Genomic DNA, 19,025 nt, shown 5'->3' with positions numbered 1-19,025 from the left:
AGATTAAACTAAAATATTAAATTTTGCTTTTAAATTGAGATGCAATATCTAATAATTCTTTTGAATGTTCTAAAGTAGTCTGAGTAACACGCGATCCTCCCATAATACGAGCTAATTCATTTATTTTGCCTTGATAGTCAAGTTTTTCCATATTTATATAAGTTCTTTCATTTTTTGTAATTTTGGAAATTCGATAATGTGTATCTGCCATAGAGGCAATTTGAGGTAGGTGAGTAACACAAATCAATTGATGTTTTTTAGAAAGATATGCCATTTTTTCAGCTACTAATTGGGCAGTTTTCCCGCTTATTCCTGTATCAACTTCGTCGAAAATCAAAGTGGAAATTCCATCTGCGGAAGCAAGAATAGTTTTTAACGCCAGCATAATTCTCGAAAGCTCGCCACCAGAAGCAATTTTAGATAAAGGCTTCAAAGGTTCTCCTCTATTTGTAGAAATTAAAAATTCAATTTTATCAAATCCTGTTTCAGTAGGTTCTTCCATTTTTTCTATATTCACTTTAAAATAAGCATTTGGCATATTAAGTTCAACTAAAATTTGATTTATATTTTTTTCTATATTATCTGCTATTTGCTTCCTTTTGAGATGTAATGCTTCACCAACTTCTAAAATTTTTTCCCATAACTTTTGCTGCTTAAGCTTCAATTCTTGTTGCTTTTCTTCAAAATTTAATATATTCTCTAATTCTCTTTTTTTATTTTCTTTAAATTCTAAAATATGCTGTATTGTAGGTCCATATTTTCTTTTCAAGGAATTTATTTGATCTAATCGTATTTCTATTTCCTCTAAACTTTGCTGATTAAAATCTAAGCCATTCAAGTAATCCCGTACCTGTAAGGCACAATCCTCTAATTCATAGAGAATATTCTCCAGCTTATCTTTTAAGTTTTTTAGCTTTTCATCTATAGAAAGGGCTGTTTCTAAATTTTTTATTACAACATGTAAATTATCTAAAACAGAAAAGCCTCCACTACCTTCATACAAAATTTTGTAACTAGAATTCATAGCGGTAAATAATTTTTCGAAATTCATAAGCAAATTTCTTTTTTCTAACAACTGTGTTTCCTCTTCTACACTCAAATTCGCCTTTTCAATCTCTTCAATTTGATACTTCAAAAGGTCAATTATTTCATTCTTTTCTTTTTCATCTTTAAAAAAACTTGAAATCTCTTTTTGTATCTTTCTATATTCTTCTAACACCTCCTTAAATCTTTCTTTTAAACTTTTAAACTCTTGGTCACCAAAATTATCTAAAATAGAAAGATGTTTTGTATTGTCTAAAAGAAACTGATGCTCATGTTGACCTAAAATATCTACCAAGAAAGCACCTATTTTACTCAAAAAAGAAAGAGGCACTATTCTGCCATTTATCCTACAATAACTTCTTCCACTGCTTGTAATTTCTCTATTTATTATCAAAGTATCATCCTCTTCTAAATTCAAACCTACTTCTTCTAAAATTTCTACAATTTTATCCTTGTTGGAATCCACAAAAAATATTCCTTCTACGATAGCTTTTTCTTCACCAGTACGTATTATATCTCTACTGGCTCGACTACCTAAAAGCAGCAAAACCGAATCAATAACTATAGATTTCCCTGCCCCTGTCTCTCCAGTTAATACATTGAATCCTTCTTCGAATTGTAATTCTACCTTGTCAATGAGTGCAACGTTTTGGATGCTAAGTGCTAAAAGCATAGCAAAACCCCCAGAAATCACTTGACTAACTTTTTGAATTTTTCCAACAATTCTTGAAGAGCTTCTTCATTTCTCACTAAAACAAAAATGGTATTATCTCCCGCTAATGTGCCTACTATATTCTTCCAATTTAATGTGTCAATGGCCTCTGCTGCTGCAGGAGCTGTGCCTGATAACGTTTTTATGACTATGATATTTCCGGCATAATCAACGCTCACTATAGACTCAGACAATAAAGTCATTAGTCTATCTGTAATATGGCCGTCTACTTTTCCCATCGGGGCGTATTTATATCTTTTTCCATCTTCTGTTAAAACTTTTATCAGTCTCAATTCTTTTATATCTCTTGACACAGTCGCTTGAGTCACATCAATACCTTGTTTTTGAAGTTCAGCTGCTAACTCTTCCTGTGTTTCAATTTCTTTTTCAGAGATTATTTCAAGAATTTTAGCGTGTCGAGCTATTTTCATCATATTAGTCTTCACCTCTTTTTACTTTTTATCTTTCTGTAAGTTTGTCCCTCAACAAGTCAAAAAAATTGGTATTTTTTACTCTTATGAGATTGGTATATTCATTGCTCTTTTTAATGTAAATTATGTCTCTATAATCAAGTTTATATCCCTGTTGCCCATCTGTTGTTATCATTAAATCTTGATTTTCTTCGCTTATTTCCAACCTAATTACATCATCTGGTGAAACTATTATAGACCTCGAATATAAAGTATGAGGACAGATAGGTGTTATTATTATAACTTCTACTGTAGGATATACAATAGGTCCTCCTGCTGAAAGTGAATAAGCAGTTGAACCAGTAGGAGTTGCAATTATTACTCCATCTGCTAAATAAGTATCTACATAATTATTATTGACATAGGCATTTATACGAGCCATTCTTGAAAAAGCTCCTCTTGTAATGACAATGTCATTCAAAGCTCTAAAATTAATAATCTCCATATCATTTTTAACTACATTTGCCTCTAGCATCATCCTTTTTTCTACTGTATATTCTCCTTTATATATTTTATCTAAAGAAACAAACACCTCATTCATATCTACTTCTGTAAGAAATCCAAGATGACCTAAATTCACAGCAAAAATAGGCGTCCCAAAAGGTGCACAAAGCCTTGCAACATTTAAAATAGTACCATCTCCACCTAAAGCAATTATGAAATCAGATTTACTATATATATCTGTGGATTTTTTACCATATTCATCATAACCCATTTTAGAGGCAACTATTTCATTAAGATATGGTTCAGAATCATGTTCCAATAGCCATTTTACTACAGATTTTGTCACTTCTAAGTCTTTATCTTTATTGATATTTGGAATTACTCCGACTTTTTTCATTACAATCTCACCACATTTATCATATTCTACAAAAAAACAAATTTTCCTGCTAATATTTTATTTGTTCAAATTTTTAAATGCCTCTTCTACAATTTTTGTAATATCAATATTGTGTTGATTTTCGATCCACTTTTTGCTATAGATTAAATACTCTATATTGCCTTCTGCCCCTTTTATAGGAGAATAGGTAATACCTATTATACCGTAGTTAAACTTTTGAAACAAAGTCACAATTTTTTCAATCACTTCCCTATGAACAGCCGGGTCTCTCACCACGCCTTTTTTACCTACTTTCTCTCTTCCTGCTTCAAATTGAGGTTTTATTAAAGCTATCAAATCTCCCTCTGGTTTTAAAAATTTATCTGCAGAAGGTATAACAAGTTCAAGTGAAATAAAAGAAACGTCTATTGTCACCATGTCCACTGTTTCAGGCAATGTTTCTAAAAATCTTATATTAGTTTTTTCCATGTTTATGACCCGAGGGTCATTTCTTAAACTCCAATCCAATTGCCCGTATCCTACATCTACAGCATATACTTTTATAACACCATGTTTTAAAAGGCAATCAGTAAAACCTCCTGTAGAAGCTCCAATATCTAACGCAATCTTGCCAGTCACATTAATATTAAAAGTTTCTATTGCTTTTTGTAACTTTAGCCCACCCCTACTTACATAAGGTAAAGAATTAATTTTTATTTCAATTGAAGAATCTATGTTGACAAACTCTCCAGCTTTTTCAATTTTCTTGCCATCAACATATACTTCTCCTGCCATAATAGAAGCTTTTGCTTTTTCTCTTGAGGAGAAAAAACCTTTTTGAACAAGCAAAACATCCAATCTTTCTTTTTTTGAAGCCATATTTACCTCATTTCCTTATATTTTTGTAGTATAGTATTTGCGATAGACTCAGCATCTAAATTGTATTTTTTAAACAAGTTTTCCACATCTCCGTGTTCAATAAATTTATCGGGAAACCCCAAACGCAAAACTGGCTTATAAATTCCGTTAGAATTTAAAAGTTCTAATATAGCGCTTCCAACGCCACCAGCTATGACATTGTCTTCTACTGTAACAATAAATTTGACTTTGTTTGAGATATCCAAAATTAGCTCTTCATCTAAAGGTTTAACAAATCTCAAATTGACAATAAAGGGTTGCAAATCAGAAACTTTTAAAATTTCCTTTGCTTCTAACACCTTTCCTACCATTCTTCCTAATGCAAAAATTGCTATTTCTTTTCCTTCAGTAACTAACTCTGCCTTTCCAAACTCTATACTGCATTCTCTTGTAATATCGAATTCTCCTGCTTTTCCTCTTGGATACCTTATGGCAACAGGGAACTCAAGATTTCTTGATAATTTAACCATTTCAACTAATTCATTTGCGTCTTTTGGAGACATAATCGTTATATTAGGAATTGGCCTTAAATAAGACAAATCAAAAACTCCTTGATGGGTTTCTCCATCCTCTCCTACAATTCCTGCTCTATCAATTGCAAAAACAACAGGTAATTTTTGTATACATACATCGTGTATAAGCTGGTCATAAGCTCTTTGTAAAAAGGTAGAATACACTGCAAAATAAGGTTTGTATCCTTGTACTGCCATTCCTGCTGCAAAGGTAGTAGCATGCTGCTCTGCTATTCCTACATCAAAAAATCTTTCAGGAATCAATTTTGCAAAATGAATAAGCCCTGTTCCCTCTGGCATGGCAGCAGTTATTGCAACAATTTTGTCATCTTGCAAGGCCATTTCAGTAAGAGTCTTCCCAAATACATCAGAATAAGTCGCCTGCCCCTCATTTACAAACTTACCTGTTTGTATGTCAAAAGGAGCTGCAGAATGAAATTTATCAGGAAATTTTTCTGCAAATTTGTAACCTTTGCCTTTTTTTGTGATAACATGTACTAAAATAGGTCCTTTTATTTTCTTCGCTCTTTCTAAAACCTCTATAAGGCTACCAACGTCATGTCCGTCAATAGGTCCTAAATATGTAAAACCCATCTCTTCAAAAAACATTCCTGACACTACTAACTGTTTTACAGAATCCTTAATTCTTTCAATGTATTTATGAAGGCTTTTTCCTATTGGAGGTACAATATTGAGTAAATTATCAACCTCTTGTTTTAATTTGTTGTAAGTAGGGTCAGTTCTAAGTTTACTTAAATACAAAGATAAACTACCTACGTTTTCCGAAATAGACATCTCATTGTGATTTAGCACGACAATCAAATCTGTTTTAGACCTTCCTGCATTATTTAATGCTTCAAAAGCCATGCCACCAGTTAAAGCTCCATCCCCAATTACCGCTACAACAGAATATTTCTCGCCCTTTAAATCTCTTGCCTTGGCAATGCCCAATGCTGCAGATATAGAGGTACTACTGTGTCCTGCTCCAAATATATCATGCACACTTTCCGTTCTTTTAGTATAACCAGAAAGGCCATTGAATTTCCTCAAAGTATCAAACTGGTCTTTCCTACCTGTAAGCATTTTATGTACATAACACTGATGTCCTACATCCCAGATTATTTTGTCAACTGGCGAATTAAAAACATAATGAAGTGCAATTGTAAGTTCAACGATTCCAAGGTTTGATGCTAAATGCCCACCTGTTTTAGACACTTTTTCTATTAAAAACTGGCGTATTTCTTCACAAATCAGCGGAAAGTCCTTTTTGTCTAATTTTTTCAAGTCATAAGGGCTATCAATTTGTTCCAGCATTTAAATACCCTCACTTTCTTTTCTTCCTTTTATTATTCTTATTATTATTCTTATAATCTGGCAAAATCTTTATACCCGTGTTTTTTTCTATCCAAGCCAGCATCACAGCAACCGCATAAACAATAGACTGTCTTTTAGCTATACCTATATTTTTACCAATAGCTTTTCCTCCAATTGTAATGGCAGATAATAAACCTCCTAAAATCGCAGTATAAATAGAACCTTTGGGCCCCTCAAAAGCTAATTTTACAATTATTGCCATCAGAGCGGCACCAGAAACAATTCCAGAAATATCTCCTACTACGTCATTACAAAAATTAGCCACAATATTAGCATTTCTAAGAAGTTTTATGGCTTCCTTTGCTCCAAATACTTTTTTAGCCGCCATTGCATGAAAAGGTTCTTCTCTGCCTGAAATTACTGCTGTACCTATTATATCAAAAATTATACCAATTAACACTATAAAACCAAGAATACAAAAGGCTACAAGGAGATTGCTCTCTTTTAATGCAACATCAGAAAAAAAATTTAATATAGTGGCAAGAAAAAAGGTTATAATAGTTATATGTAAAATCCACTTATAATTCGTATTTATGTTTTTGTTTTTCATAATAAAAAAAAGAACCTCCTATGTAATATATAGGCAAAGTGGTAGCATATTGAGTAAACTTTGCGGCTTAGGTCCAGTAGGATTTCCCAAGCGGGCACTGAACGTCGCCGTTCAGCGGTTCCCCTTTAAGCCCGCTTTTACCTTGTCACCAAAGGTAAGACTGGATTACCACTTAGTCCGCACTGTAATCCCCAATATGCCGCCCGGCAAGGCGCAGCCTAGGAGTTTTCCTCAACAGAGGGACTAACCCCTATCCTCTTTTGCAATTCGGGTTTCATCAGCAATAGCCAGTAATTCAAGAGCTCTTTGAATTACGGCTTACAACTGATATCCACCCGAATCACTCAAGGCAGGCTACACTGTCCGCAGCTTTATGGCCGCGAGACAGGTTCATCCTACCCCGTAGCTTAAAAGCCACGCAGGTAGGTCTCCGCGGAGGAAGGGTCAACGCCCACATGCCATTGTGGATCGCCCCCCCTCCTTAACTCCCAGCACCAGCCCCCAACTGGGCGTTGAAAGCCAGCACCAGGAACTTCATCGATGTGCCCTTGACGGATTTTTAGGCCCGTCTTCGGAATTAGCACCTCTGACTAGGATACTGCACCACTTTGCCTTTCTTTTCAAGGTATATTAATTATAACATAATAAAAATGACAATATCAAACCGCTACAAAGTCGTTAGAAGGTTGCTACAATCCCTTAAATGTCAAAAAACTCATTTCTTTTGAAAAGTATTGTCAATACTCCTCTATTCTTCAGTTTACTCTCTCAATTAAATAATTAGACAATTCTTTAAGAAAGAGCGCTTTTTCCCCAAATCTATCTAAAATCTTTACAGCATTTTGTGTAAGTTCTACAACCATCTCCTGAGATTTTTCTAATTCAAAAATATTGACAAAAGTAAACTTACCTTTTTCTCTATCACTGCCCACTTTTTTACCCAATTTTTCCTCTTCTCCTATTACATCCAATATATCATCTTTTATTTGAAAAGCAAAACCTATTAAGCGTGCATATTCCCTTAAGGCATGAACATCTTCTTCTGTAGCACCAGCAATGTAAGCTCCTGCACAAACAGACGCTTCTATCAAAGCCGCTGTTTTGTGTTCATGAATGAATTTTAATTCTTCATAGGTAAGTTTCGTGTTTTGTGAAAGTATATCTACCACTTGCCCACCAATAATTCCTTTACATCCTGAGGCTGTCGCAATCTCATTGGTAGCTTTCAATATTCTTTCATAATCTTCCGGATGTTCTAAAGCATGTCTTACTAACACTTCATACCCTAAATTTAAAAGACCATCGCCAGCTAAAATTGCTATAGCTTCTCCATAAACTTTGTGATTCGTGGGCTTTCCTCTTCTTAAATCATCATTATCCATGGCTGGAAGGTCATCGTGAATCAGAGAATAAGTATGAATAAGTTCAATCGCACAAGCTACAGGAAGAGCTTTTTTTATATCTCCTCCTAAAAGCTCACAAGAAGAAAGACATAAAACTGGTCTTAACCTTTTCCCTCCCGCAAACACACTATATCTCATTGCTTCATAAATTATCTCTGGTTTTTCTTCTATATCAAGTATTCTGTGTAGTTCTTTCTCAACAAGCTGTTGTTTTTCTCTTAACTTTTCTTTAAACATCCTTTTCCTCCTCTTTAAAATCAATTTCTTCATTTTCGTTGATGAGAAGGGTTATCTTTCCTTCAACCTCACTTAACCTTTTTTCTAATCTTTTAGAAATTTCAACACCTTCTTTAAACAAGTTAAAAGACTCTTCCAACATTAAATTTCCTTTTTCTAGTGTATTTACAATTTCTTCTAATCTCATCATTTCTTCTTCAAAAGTCAATTCCTCATTCATTCTCTTTCACCTCTTGTACAATCGCTTTAGCTTTGCCATCTTTAAATAAGATTTTTATTTCATCATAAGGTTTTATATCTCTCACAGAAGAAATAACTTTTTCTTGCTTATCTAAAACAATTGTATAACCTCTTGTAAGTACTTTTAAAGGACTTAAAGAATTCAACTTTTCTGCTAAAATTAAAAAATCATTTCTTTTATGCTGGTATATAGAAAGCATTTCATTGTATAAAGAGGCTGTTAAATTTTCAACTTTATGCCTTAAAATTTCACTTTTCTTAGTGGGGCTATTAAGATACAAAGCCCTTTTAAGCCCTTCAAATTCTTTTTTCTTGCGATTTAATTCAGCAGTCATCAATGTTAATAATTTCGTTTTTAATAAAAACAATTCCCTTTGGTAAACTTTTATGTCTGGTACTACAATTTCAGCAGCTGCAGAAGGGGTAGGAGCTCTCAAATCCGCCACAAAATCAGAAATAGTAAAGTCTGTCTCATGCCCTACTGCAGAAACAACTGGTATGCGAGATGCATAAATGCATCTTGCCACTTTTTCTTCATTGAAAGGCCAAATTTCTTCTAATGAACCTCCACCCCTTGCTAAAATAATTACATCAATGTCTTCCCTTTTGTTCAAAATTCGAAAAGCGTTGCATATTTCATCCGCTGCCGAACTACCTTGTACCAAAACTGGAACTACTAAAATGTCTACTGTTGGATTTCTCCTTCTCGAAATTGTTATTATATCTCGTATTACAGCCCCTGTTGGAGAAGTCACCACAGCAATTTTTTTAGGATGTTTAGGGATAGGTTTCTTTTTATCAGAATCAAAAAGTCCTTCTTTTTGCAGTTTCTCTTTAAGTTTATTAAAAGCAAAGTATAAAGCTCCAATTCCATCCGACTGTATACTTTGAGCGTACAGTTGATAAGTTCCATTTCTTTCATATACAGATATTCTACCTGTCACAATCACTGACATACCATCTTGCAAAGTAAAATTTAAAAGCTTTCCATATTCATTAAACATCACACATTTTAAAGAGGCTATTTCATCTTTCAAAGTGAAATATATTCCTGTGCTATGGTATTTCAAATTAGAAATTTCTCCTTTAACCCGCACATTTCTCAAAATTATATCATTATCCATCATTTTTTTGATATAGTCTGTAATTTCTCTGACTTCAAGCGCCTTTAACTGCATATTTAAAAGCCTCCAGGGTATTTTTAAGTATCATAGCTGTCGTCACAGGTCCAACTCCTCCTGGAACTGGTGTTACGTAAGAACACAGGTCTTTTACACTTTCAAAGTCTGCATCTCCATATATATTATCTTGGTAAACGTTTATACCCGCATCTATAAGTATTGCTCCCTCCTTAACCATATCTCCCTTGACCAAATTCATCTTACCAGCCGCTAACACTAAAATATCCGCTTGTCTAGTATAATAAGCCAAGTCTTTTGTTTTTGAATGGCACACAGTAACCGTACAATTTTTGTCTAATAAAAGCTTAGCTACAGGTTTTCCTAAGATATTACTTCTTCCTATTACAACAGCATGTTTTCCCTCAAATTGAGTATTAATACCTTCCAGTATATGTAAAATTGCTTTAGGAGTACAAGGTACAAAAAGTGGTTTCCCTGCAAATAGCCTTCCCATATTATAATTAGATATGCAATCAACGTCTTTATAAGGGTTTATAGTATCGTAGACCAACTCAGCATTAAAGTTTTTAGGAAGGGGCATTTCTATCATTATGCCGTGAGTATTTTTATCTTCATTTAAAAACTTTAAGGTGTCAAAAAATTTTGACTCTTCACTTTCTGAAAAATAATAGATTTTAGCTTCAATCCCCACATTTTCACAGGCTTTAACTTTAGAGTTTGCGTAAACCTTTGAAGACTCATCATCTCCCGCCATCAATATCGCTAATTTGGGCTTGTAGCCAAACTTCTTTATCTCTCTTTTTACCTCTTCTCTTATCTTTTTAGAAATCTCCTTACCATCAATTATCATTTGATTCACCTTCCTCCAATCCTTCATCCCTTACAAATGCTCCCAACAAACCGTTTATAAAAGCAGGAGAATCTTCTGTGCTGTATTTTTTGGCTATTTCTACTGCTTCGTTTATAGAAATATTTACAGGAATATTCCCGTATTGCATCTCATAAATGCTGCACCTTAAAATAGCCAAATCTATTTTTGGCATGCGGTTAAGAGCCCAATTTTGAGAGTATCTTTCTATTTCCTTATCAATTTCTTCTAAATGTTCAATAGCCCCTATTACGGTATTTTCTATATACTCTTTTTGCTCGCCTGGGTCCTTTTCTTTATAAAAATTTTCAAGTATTTTGCTTATAGGTAACCTTGAAACGTCGTATTGATAAAGCATTTTTACAACCCATTCCCTAGCTTCTGTTCTGTTCATTGTCCCAACTCCTTGAATTTTACCTCTTACATATATTGTACCATAACTCTACTTAAACTAACCCTCTGTCTAACAGAGGGTTAGTTTAAGTAGATGTTTTAATTTTCCTCTTCTTTAACTTGTTGCTCTTGCTTTTTATTTTCCTTATCCATATTTACCCCTTGAACGTGAATATTAACTTCAACAACTTTTAATCCTGTCATATTTTCTACAGCATTTTTAACATTTTCTTGTACATTCCAAGCTACTTCAGGAATTCTAACACCATAATCCACAATTAAATACAAATCTATTGATACTTCTTTTTCTCCTACTTCTACCTTTACGCCCTTACCTAGATTCTTTCTTCCTAACATTTCAGAAATGCCGTTTACAACTCCCCCACTCATTCCAGCTACTCCAGGTACTTCCGTTGCCGCCAAGCCTGCGATTACACTAACTACTTCTTCAGAGATTTTAATAGTTCCTAGCTCTTGATTTTTATTTGCATTTAAATTTTCTTCCATTGATTCTTTCACCCCCTTAAAAAGCAAAAATTTTTAGAGAAAATAAATATTTGTCAAATAAATTATATCATAATTGTAGATACAAAAACAATTAAGTTTTCTTATTCCAGTCTCGTCATAATTTTTATATTATCTAATGAAACTCCTGTTTGTCTGGAGACAATATCTACAATTTGTGCCACTTCTTCTTCTGACAGTTTATCTGTCTGTACAATTACATTTACTATACCATTATCTATCATCACAACTGCATCTTGAAACCCTTTAGCTTTTATCAAATTTTCTATTATCATCTCTTGATTTGTTATTTCTGTAAGTTTTATTATTTGCCTTTGAGCTTCGTCTCTTGTCGCTTCACTGGTATTTTTATTTTCTACTATTTCTTTTAAAGCATCAATACTTCTGCTCCTATTTATTTCTCTTTCTTCTCTATAAATGGTAAATATTCCAGTGAAAACTTTATCTTTTTCTGTACTAGTTTCCTTTGCAGAAGAAGTACTTGTTTGAATAACTTGCGAATTCTGACTGTACTCATTTTTAGCAGCTTCTTCTTTTTTATTGGTATACCCATAGTTTAAAACAAAAGCAATAGCAATTAGCAAGACAAGGGATATAATCGCCACAAGCTTTTTTCCCATATAGACCATAAAAACTCCTCCCCACTTTTATTTTGAAGATATTACCTTTACTTTATAGGCAGGAATCCCCAAAGCAGTTTGAACTGCCGAAGAAAGTTCGTATCTTAATCTTGGATCTTTTGCTCCATCAGCAACTACAATCACTCCCCTTATTTCTGGCATTATTCTTTTTAATACAATAGGAGCATTTTGCCCAGAGGTATTTTGAGAGGTAACTACTCTGTTGTTTGATTCTGTTTGAATGGTTTCTCGTATTCCTCCACTACTATCTTTTTCATTTGTAGTAGTACTGGATTCTACTACATCCATTGCCGCTACTACCTCTTCATCTGAATTTAGTGTTATGAGGACCTCAACATTTCCCACCCCTTCAATTTTTGACAATATATTTTTTAAATCCTTTTCTAATTTTTGAGCATAATCTTCACTACTACTTTCTTTTTGAGCTAATACCAATTCTTTGTTATCGTTGTTATTTGAAGGGCGAGGTTTTGAAAGAGCACTCGCACCTATTAACAAAATTAAACCTATTAAAAAGATAACAGTCAAATTCTCAACCAACTTTTTATTATCTTTTAAAAGCTTATCTTTAAGTTTATCAAAATCCACTCAAGTACCTCCTTTCAATTTATTCCTCTTTTATAGATATATTCTTTAATGGTACATTATAGAATGCACTTATTGTTTTTTTAATCTCTTCATAGTTAAATTTTTTATCTTCTGTCGGTTTTGCTATTTTTTCTGAATTTTGAGAAACCCTTCTCGCATTTCTAAAAGATAAGGTTATTTCTTTGATTTTCCCAAATTCTTTGTCATTTAAGTCTTCTACAAAAGAAACCTCTACTTCCACTCCCTCAATTTCATACAGATTTAAAAGCTTTTCCTTAATCTGTTCAATCAGCCTTTTTTTATATTCTGCCACAATTAGATTATCCCTCTGCTTTTCTGCTTCTTTTGAGATTTGCTCAATATTTATGTTTTTTAAAAAGTAATCATTTTTAAATACGTAGGCTTCTATATTTGCTCCTCCTTTTAAAAAATTTATCAAAGGATTTAAGATAGTAATCATGATTACAAACCCTATCGCAACTTTAGCATATTTTTTTAAACTGGAGGAAGGAACTAAAAGTTCTAAAACTATCAAAAGGATTGCAATATAAATTATCTGTGTTATCCAGTCTTTTAAAAACTCCATTGTTTCACCTACCTCAGCATAGTGGTAATATTAGCTGTTCCTATAATAGCTGTTATTGTAAAGAACATCATCACAGTAACAGAAGCCAATACCCCAAAAACATAAGTTAAAGAAGTTGCCACATCTGAAAGGCAATTTACTATCCTTTTATCGGAGATTGGTTCAATCACTGCTGCTGCAAAGCGATAAATGATTATGAGAGAAAAAAGCTTTATTAAAGGTACTGCAGAAATTATCACAATTGCTATAAGCCCATAAGTGCCTACTGCTCCTTTTATCAATAATGATGCCCCTATAACTGCATCGACACTATCAGATAAAAGCCCTCCTACTACTGGCAAAAAAGCACCAACTGTATACTTCGCCGTTCTCGATATGACACCATCTGCCATTGAAGAAGATAAACCTTGTATAGTTACTACTCCTAAAAAAATACTCAATAAAATTGAAATAGAAGCTGTAGACAAAGTCTTAAAAAAATCCCCCATTTTATTCAAGCTAAACTTTTCAGAAATATTTCCTACAATTTTTACAGCTGTCATGAGCAAAATAATAGGCAACACAAAATCCCTCATCAGATGGGCTATAAACTCAACTGTCACAATGACAACAGGGTGAAAAAACGCTGCAGAGGTAAAAGCACCTACTGAAACAAGTAAAGTTATAAGTACAGGCAGCATCGATTGCATAAAATCAATCATACTGTCAATTGCCTCTTTGCCAATTCCTAAAGCTTCTGTAAAGCTTTTAACCGCTATTACTATAAAAACCATATAGACCGCTAAAAAAGCAATCTCACTTATATTTTCATTTTCAAAGGAACTGTGCAAATTCATTAATATGCCGCCAATTACAGCCAAAATTAAAAGTTGTGTTAAAAGTCTTACAGAGGAATATAATTCTTTGAAAAACAATTTTAATAAATTTTCAAAGAGTTCCTTTATATTAAAAGGTTGTTTTCCTGATATCACATCTTGTATATAAGTCTTTATATCAACATAGGGAAGTATATTGCCATTTTTTTGATTAGCTTCTTTTACAAAGCGGTCAATCTGATAAGTATCAATGTCTTTCAATTGGTTTTCTATATCTTGTTGTCCTGTATCCGCTTTGGCAGTTGTTAATAAAGTCATAATCATTAGAATTATAAAAAGTACCTTTTTCAATCTTTTACACCTCACGGCATTATTGAAAGAATTGTTTCCATTAATGCAACAATTATAGGTATTGATAAAAAAATTATGATTACCTTTCCTGCTATCTCTATTTTGGAAGCCAAATTTTTCTCATTTGCGTCGAGACATAGCTGAACTCCAAATTCCGTTATATAAGCTATACCAATGATTTTTAAAGTTGTCATAAAATAAATATTGTCAAGTCCACTTTTTCTAGCAAGAGTATTCAAGACTTCTACAATTGCGCTGAGTTTTGGAAGAATCATCATAAAGATGATGACTCCGGCTACCAAACTTAAAATTATTGCCATTTCAGGATTTGTTTCTTTTAGAACTGTCAAAATAATCAAAACCACTATTCCTAAAATAACAATTTGAAATATTTCCATTCTATCACCTAATAAAGTTGAAATATTGTTTTTACTGCATTAAACAAATTGTTTATCATATTTATCACCATCATCAAAACCACTACTATTCCTGCCAGTGTCACCATCATTGCTTGTTCTTCTCGCCCTGAACGGATTAATACTTGATTTAATACTGTTACCAGAATGCCAATTGCCGCAATTTTAAAAATTATATCTATGTTCATTATAATCCTCCTCTATAAAAACAATATGATTATCGCCAGTCCTGCTAAAACTCCAATATTTTTGTACAGCTTTTCGTTCTTTTTACTCTCTTCTTCTGCGTTACTAAGTTGCCTTTTTAAAAGCTCAATGGCTAAATCAAAATTTTTTTCTTGATTGTATACGTCAGAATTGCCAAGTCCAAACCCAAAAGACCTCAAAATTTCTATATCTTCTTTTTTAAGATAGCCATTGTCCCATTCCTTTAAAGCTATCTCCCAAGCTTCTCCTGCAGTATAACCCTCATTTTGTGATAATATCATTCCTGTCTTAGAAAAAACAAATTTTACACTTTTATCTGAAGAGCGAGAAATTGCCATGAGTATTTCTCCTAAAGGAGCTTTTGAATATGTGATTTCTATTTTAAAAAGATTTAATGAAGATATCATGCTTTTAAGTATCCAATGCCTCATTTTATATTTCAAAGCAAACAAATACCCTAAACTACTGGTAGAAAAAATAACTAAAACTATTCCAAGTAATTTCATTTTTCAGTCCTTCCTCTCCTATATGGCCCTTTAAACAAAGTATTAAAATTCTCATCTAATATTTTTTCTACTGTACCTGCCCCTAAACGATTGCTTAAAATTACATAACGTTCAAAATATCTTAAAGAAATAACGTCTTTTAAAACAGGTTTTTTCATAAGGTCTTCAATGTCATTTGCATGAACTGTAGTTATAATCTTAACACCAGTATTCAGCACTTCATGAATCGCTTCTATATCCTCTTTTTTACCTATCTCATCTGTCACTACTACTTCTGGAGACATAGACCTTATAAGCATTATCATGCCATAAGCCTTAGGACATCCATCTAACACATCAGTCCTAAGTCCCACATCCATTTGAGGTATACCATTGTAACAGCCGGCAATTTCTGACCTCTCATCTACTACGCCTACTTTTTTACCTTTAAATCCCAAAAAATCTATTCCATTACTTATCCATCTTGTAATATCTCTTAAGAGAGTTGTTTTGCCACATTGAGGAGGTGATATTATTAAAATGTTATGTACACCGTTAGAAGGAGTAATTAAATATTTTAATATTTCCTCTGCCACTCCTATTATCTCTTTTGATATTCGATAATTGTATCCAGAAATATTCTTTAAAGTCTTTATATAACCATTTTCTAACACACATTTTCCAACTATACCTACTCTGTAACCACCTTTTAAAGTAATATATCCATTTCTTATTTCTTCTTCAAAAGCATAAAGAGAAGATTTAGATATTAATTGAAGAGCTTTTTCACAATCTTCAGAAGTAACAATATAGGCCAAAGAAGGTGAAAAAGAAATAGTCCCTTCTTTTGACACAAACTTTTCTTCATTTTTTAAATAAACTGTGAGAGGTCTATTTACTCTAAGACGTATTTCTTCTACTTCTTGCAACAGGTCATCAGGAATTTTTGTAATTACCTCTCTTACTGACGGAGGAAGAGCATAAAGTACTTCCTCAAAATTTTTTCTTGTGTTCATATACCTGTCCCTCCTCTTGTAAAATTATATTTATAAGGCTAAATATTTATGAATAAAAAATACCCACTAACTTTTCGTTAGTGGGTATTTTAAATTAATCTTCATCATCATCTACAATTTTCAAATTTTTTACTTTTAGGGTTTCATTGCAATGAGGACATACCAACTCAGCATCTTCATCTTCTAGAAGTTCTTCTTCCACACTCATCAACATATGGCAATTAGGACATTCTACCTCTACATACTCTTCATAATCCTCGTCTTCATCCTCATATTCCTCATCATCGTCATAATCATAGTCATAGTCGTCATCCTCATCCTCATAGTCCTCATCGCCATATATGTGGTTTTCAATTTCAGAAAGGTCTTCATCTATTTCTCCCACATAATCATCTAATTCGGAATGGGAAGCTTCCAGCTCATTTATAGCATCTGCAAAATCCTCTAAAGTATCTAAAATTGCCAAAATTATTTTACCTTCTTTTGTGCTGTCATCTATCCCTAAGCCGTCTGCTAACCCTCTTAAGTAGGAAACCCTTTCATTTAAGTATTCCATATTCCACATACCCTCCTTTACAAAATAGTATTTGACAAATTGCTGCGTTTATACCCTCTCTAAATATTCTCCGGTTCGAGTGTCAATTCTTATTTTGTCTCCAACGTTTATAAACAATGGGACTTGGATGACAGCACCAGTTTCTACAGTTGCCGGTTTGGAACCACCCGTTGCAGTATCTCCTCTAAATCCAGGCTCTGTTTCTACAACTTCCAGCTCAACAAAAGTAGGAGGCTCAACAGAAAAGGCTTCGCCTTTATAGAACTTTACTGTAACAACCATATTTTCCTTTATGTATTTAATTGCGTCCTCAACTTTATCATAATTTAAAGGAATTTGCTCATAAGTTTCTGTGTCCATAAAATAATAAAGTTCTCCATCATTGTACAAATACTGCATTTCTCTTCTTTCTATAACTGCTTCCTCAAACTTTTCTGTTGGGCTGAAAGTTTTCTCTATTACAGCCCCTGTCATCACATTTTTAAGTTTTGTCCTCACGAAAGCTGCACCTTTTCCTGGCTTAACATGCATAAAATCCACAACTGTAAAAACCTGTCCGTCAACCTCAATAGTTACTCCTTTTCTGAAATCACCTGCTGCTATCAAAAAAATCCCTCCATCGCTTTAGTTTAATTCAATTAAATATTTCGATGATTTAGTTAAATTTATAACACCATCTTCTTTTAATAATACCATATCTTCGATTCTTACGCCACCAAAATCGGGAATATATATACCTGGTTCTACAGTAACAATTGCTCCTTCTTTTAAAATTTCTTCTTTTTTGAAAGACAAGCTTGGCGCCTCATGAACTTCAAGCCCTACTCCATGTCCTAAAGAGTGACTAAAATACTTACCATAACCTTTTTCTTCAATGACAAACCTTGCTAACAAATCCGCCTCTTTTGAGGTAAGTCCTGCCTTTAAATTAGCTATCGCTTTTTGCTGTGCTTCTAAAACTATGTTATATATCTCTTTTTGCTTTTCATTAGCTTTTCCCATCACTATCGTTCTTGTCATATCAGAACAATAACCATTTACTTTACATCCAAAATCTATTGTGACAAAATCACCTTTTTCTATCACTTTTTCAGAGGCTTTTCCATGAGGGAGAGAGGACCTTTTACCTGATGCTACAATCGTATCAAAAGATAGGTCTTCTGCTCCTTGTTTCTTCATAAAATACTCTAATTCTAATGCTACTTCTTTTTCTGTCATTCCTACTTTAATGAAATTTAACAAATACTCAAAAGCCTTATCAGTAATATTTTGTGCTTTTTTTATGTTTTCTATTTCTTCCTCATCTTTTACCATTCTCAAAGTCTCTACCAAATTAGCCTGTGGTATTAGCTCAATCTCTAAAAACTCTTTTAATTCCCTATACTGTCCATAAGAAATACTTTCTTCAAAGGCTAATTTTTTTATCCCCAATGTTTTAATGTATTCTTTTAAAACTTCTTTTATGCCAGTTTTGTGCTCGATAACTTCAAAATCTTTAACTTCCTTTTGAGCTTGCTCAGTATATCTTCCATCTGTAATAAAAATAGCTTTATCGTGGGTCACAAGAGCTACGCTGTCATCTCCAGTAAAGCCAGTAATATATGTAACATTGACAAATTTGTAAATCACAAAAGCCTCTATATCTCTTTTCTTCATCAAATTTCTCAAATTTTGTAATCTTTTATTCATGAATTTACCCCCCAATTGAATCCTCTAAAAGCTTAACTGCATTGAGGGCAAGGACATAACTATAAGGTCCAAACCCCGTTATCACACCTTTGCATTTAGATGCAGTAACAGAGGTCTTTCTGTAATCCTCCCTTCCAAAAATATTTGAAATATGAACTTCTATTACTGGAACTGACACAGCTGCAATAGCATCCATAATAGCTAAACTGTAATGAGTGTAAGCTGCAGGATTTATAATTATAGCATCGAAATTGTTTTCTGCAGAATGAATAAGATTAATTATTTCTCCTTCACTATTAGATTGCTGAATCTTGACAGCTATATCTAATTTTGCAGCCTCTCTTTTTATCAGATTATTTATTTCTTCGTAATTTATATCTCCATATACCTCTTTTTCTCTTTTACCTGTCAGATTTACATTAGGGCCATGAATTATCAAAACTCTTTTCATAATCTCACCTCACTTT

At 33.2% G+C, this 19,025-nt stretch carries 24 protein-coding genes; all 24 read right to left on the bottom strand.

Annotation, left to right across the window (positions count from 1 at the left end; translation table 11 throughout):
• Positions 1 to 16: 16 nt before the first annotated feature.
• A complete protein-coding gene (gene recN, locus TETH514_RS07785; protein ID WP_009052336.1) occupies positions 17 to 1,717 on the bottom strand; it encodes a DNA repair protein RecN in 1,701 nt (566 codons plus the stop codon).
• Positions 1,718 to 1,734: 17 nt separating this feature from the next.
• Positions 1,735 to 2,187: an arginine repressor gene (locus TETH514_RS07780; protein WP_012268715.1), complete on the bottom strand. Its 453-nt coding sequence runs from the start codon at positions 2,185 to 2,187 to the stop codon at positions 1,735 to 1,737.
• Positions 2,188 to 2,215: 28 nt separating this feature from the next.
• Entirely contained in the window at positions 2,216 to 3,067 is an 852-nt protein-coding gene (locus tag TETH514_RS07775) for an NAD(+)/NADH kinase (protein ID WP_003868020.1), read from the bottom strand.
• 57 nt (positions 3,068 to 3,124) lie between these two features.
• Complete coding sequence (locus TETH514_RS07770) at positions 3,125 to 3,925, bottom strand: TlyA family RNA methyltransferase (protein WP_003868021.1); 801 nt, start codon at positions 3,923 to 3,925, stop codon at positions 3,125 to 3,127.
• A gap of 2 nt (positions 3,926 to 3,927) precedes the next feature.
• Positions 3,928 to 5,790 (bottom strand): 1-deoxy-D-xylulose-5-phosphate synthase, encoded by a 1,863-nt coding sequence (gene dxs / locus TETH514_RS07765; RefSeq protein ID WP_009052335.1) that lies wholly within the window; start codon positions 5,788 to 5,790, stop codon positions 3,928 to 3,930.
• A 10-nt stretch (positions 5,791 to 5,800) separates the two neighbouring features.
• Entirely contained in the window at positions 5,801 to 6,400 is a 600-nt protein-coding gene (locus TETH514_RS07760; protein WP_003868023.1) for a hypothetical protein, read from the bottom strand.
• 755 nt (positions 6,401 to 7,155) lie between these two features.
• Positions 7,156 to 8,040: a polyprenyl synthetase family protein gene (locus TETH514_RS07755; RefSeq protein ID WP_009052334.1), complete on the bottom strand. Its 885-nt coding sequence runs from the start codon at positions 8,038 to 8,040 to the stop codon at positions 7,156 to 7,158.
• Entirely contained in the window at positions 8,033 to 8,260 is a 228-nt protein-coding gene (xseB, locus tag TETH514_RS07750; protein WP_003868778.1) for an exodeoxyribonuclease VII small subunit, read from the bottom strand. The genes TETH514_RS07755 and xseB overlap by 8 nt, the downstream gene beginning before the upstream one ends.
• Positions 8,253 to 9,458 carry an exodeoxyribonuclease VII large subunit gene (gene xseA / locus TETH514_RS07745; protein ID WP_009052333.1) on the bottom strand — a complete coding sequence of 402 codons (1,206 nt, stop codon included), beginning with the start codon at positions 9,456 to 9,458 and terminating at the stop codon, positions 8,253 to 8,255. Before xseA ends, xseB begins: the two co-directional genes overlap by 8 nt.
• Positions 9,439 to 10,272 (bottom strand): bifunctional 5,10-methylenetetrahydrofolate dehydrogenase/5,10-methenyltetrahydrofolate cyclohydrolase, encoded by an 834-nt coding sequence (locus TETH514_RS07740; protein ID WP_003868780.1) that lies wholly within the window; start codon positions 10,270 to 10,272, stop codon positions 9,439 to 9,441. Before TETH514_RS07740 ends, xseA begins: the two co-directional genes overlap by 20 nt.
• Complete coding sequence (gene nusB / locus TETH514_RS07735) at positions 10,262 to 10,684, bottom strand: transcription antitermination factor NusB (protein ID WP_003868781.1); 423 nt, start codon at positions 10,682 to 10,684, stop codon at positions 10,262 to 10,264. Before nusB ends, TETH514_RS07740 begins: the two co-directional genes overlap by 11 nt.
• Positions 10,685 to 10,782: 98 nt before the next feature.
• Positions 10,783 to 11,190: an Asp23/Gls24 family envelope stress response protein gene (locus TETH514_RS07730; RefSeq protein ID WP_003868782.1), complete on the bottom strand. Its 408-nt coding sequence runs from the start codon at positions 11,188 to 11,190 to the stop codon at positions 10,783 to 10,785.
• A gap of 101 nt (positions 11,191 to 11,291) precedes the next feature.
• On the bottom strand, positions 11,292 to 11,837 hold the full coding sequence (locus TETH514_RS07725; RefSeq protein WP_003868783.1) for a SpoIIIAH-like family protein: 546 nt from the start codon (positions 11,835 to 11,837) through the stop codon (positions 11,292 to 11,294).
• A gap of 18 nt (positions 11,838 to 11,855) precedes the next feature.
• Complete coding sequence (gene spoIIIAG / locus TETH514_RS07720; protein WP_003868784.1) at positions 11,856 to 12,437, bottom strand: stage III sporulation protein AG; 582 nt, start codon at positions 12,435 to 12,437, stop codon at positions 11,856 to 11,858.
• A 19-nt stretch (positions 12,438 to 12,456) separates the two neighbouring features.
• On the bottom strand, positions 12,457 to 13,023 hold the full coding sequence (gene spoIIIAF / locus TETH514_RS07715) for a stage III sporulation protein AF (RefSeq protein ID WP_004396366.1): 567 nt from the start codon (positions 13,021 to 13,023) through the stop codon (positions 12,457 to 12,459).
• Between the two features lie 8 nt (positions 13,024 to 13,031).
• Complete coding sequence (gene spoIIIAE / locus TETH514_RS07710) at positions 13,032 to 14,189, bottom strand: stage III sporulation protein AE (RefSeq protein WP_009052332.1); 1,158 nt, start codon at positions 14,187 to 14,189, stop codon at positions 13,032 to 13,034.
• A gap of 11 nt (positions 14,190 to 14,200) precedes the next feature.
• Positions 14,201 to 14,587, bottom strand: coding sequence for a stage III sporulation protein AD (gene spoIIIAD, locus TETH514_RS07705; RefSeq protein WP_003868787.1), 387 nt, complete (start codon positions 14,585 to 14,587; stop codon positions 14,201 to 14,203).
• A gap of 8 nt (positions 14,588 to 14,595) precedes the next feature.
• Complete coding sequence (gene spoIIIAC / locus TETH514_RS07700; protein WP_003868788.1) at positions 14,596 to 14,793, bottom strand: stage III sporulation protein AC; 198 nt, start codon at positions 14,791 to 14,793, stop codon at positions 14,596 to 14,598.
• A gap of 12 nt (positions 14,794 to 14,805) precedes the next feature.
• Positions 14,806 to 15,318, bottom strand: a complete 513-nt coding sequence (gene spoIIIAB, locus TETH514_RS07695) for a stage III sporulation protein SpoIIIAB (RefSeq protein WP_003868789.1) — start codon at positions 15,316 to 15,318, stop codon at positions 14,806 to 14,808.
• Positions 15,315 to 16,313: a stage III sporulation protein AA gene (gene spoIIIAA, locus TETH514_RS07690; RefSeq protein WP_009052331.1), complete on the bottom strand. Its 999-nt coding sequence runs from the start codon at positions 16,311 to 16,313 to the stop codon at positions 15,315 to 15,317. Before spoIIIAA ends, spoIIIAB begins: the two co-directional genes overlap by 4 nt.
• 94 nt (positions 16,314 to 16,407) lie before the next feature.
• Positions 16,408 to 16,869, bottom strand: coding sequence for a CD1247 N-terminal domain-containing protein (locus tag TETH514_RS07685; protein WP_003868440.1), 462 nt, complete (start codon positions 16,867 to 16,869; stop codon positions 16,408 to 16,410).
• Between the two features lie 48 nt (positions 16,870 to 16,917).
• Complete coding sequence (gene efp, locus TETH514_RS07680) at positions 16,918 to 17,475, bottom strand: elongation factor P (protein WP_009052330.1); 558 nt, start codon at positions 17,473 to 17,475, stop codon at positions 16,918 to 16,920.
• Between the two features lie 18 nt (positions 17,476 to 17,493).
• Positions 17,494 to 18,558: a Xaa-Pro peptidase family protein gene (locus tag TETH514_RS07675; RefSeq protein WP_009052329.1), complete on the bottom strand. Its 1,065-nt coding sequence runs from the start codon at positions 18,556 to 18,558 to the stop codon at positions 17,494 to 17,496.
• A gap of 4 nt (positions 18,559 to 18,562) precedes the next feature.
• Positions 18,563 to 19,009, bottom strand: coding sequence for a type II 3-dehydroquinate dehydratase (gene aroQ, locus TETH514_RS07670; RefSeq protein ID WP_009052328.1), 447 nt, complete (start codon positions 19,007 to 19,009; stop codon positions 18,563 to 18,565).
• Between the last annotated feature and the right edge of the window lie 16 nt (positions 19,010 to 19,025).

The organism is Thermoanaerobacter sp. X514, assembly GCF_000019065.1.
Lineage (GTDB): Bacteria > Bacillota > Thermoanaerobacteria > Thermoanaerobacterales > Thermoanaerobacteraceae > Thermoanaerobacter > Thermoanaerobacter pseudethanolicus.
Note: the sequence above shows the minus strand (reverse complement) of the source record. Positions and strands in the feature narration are given on the sequence as shown.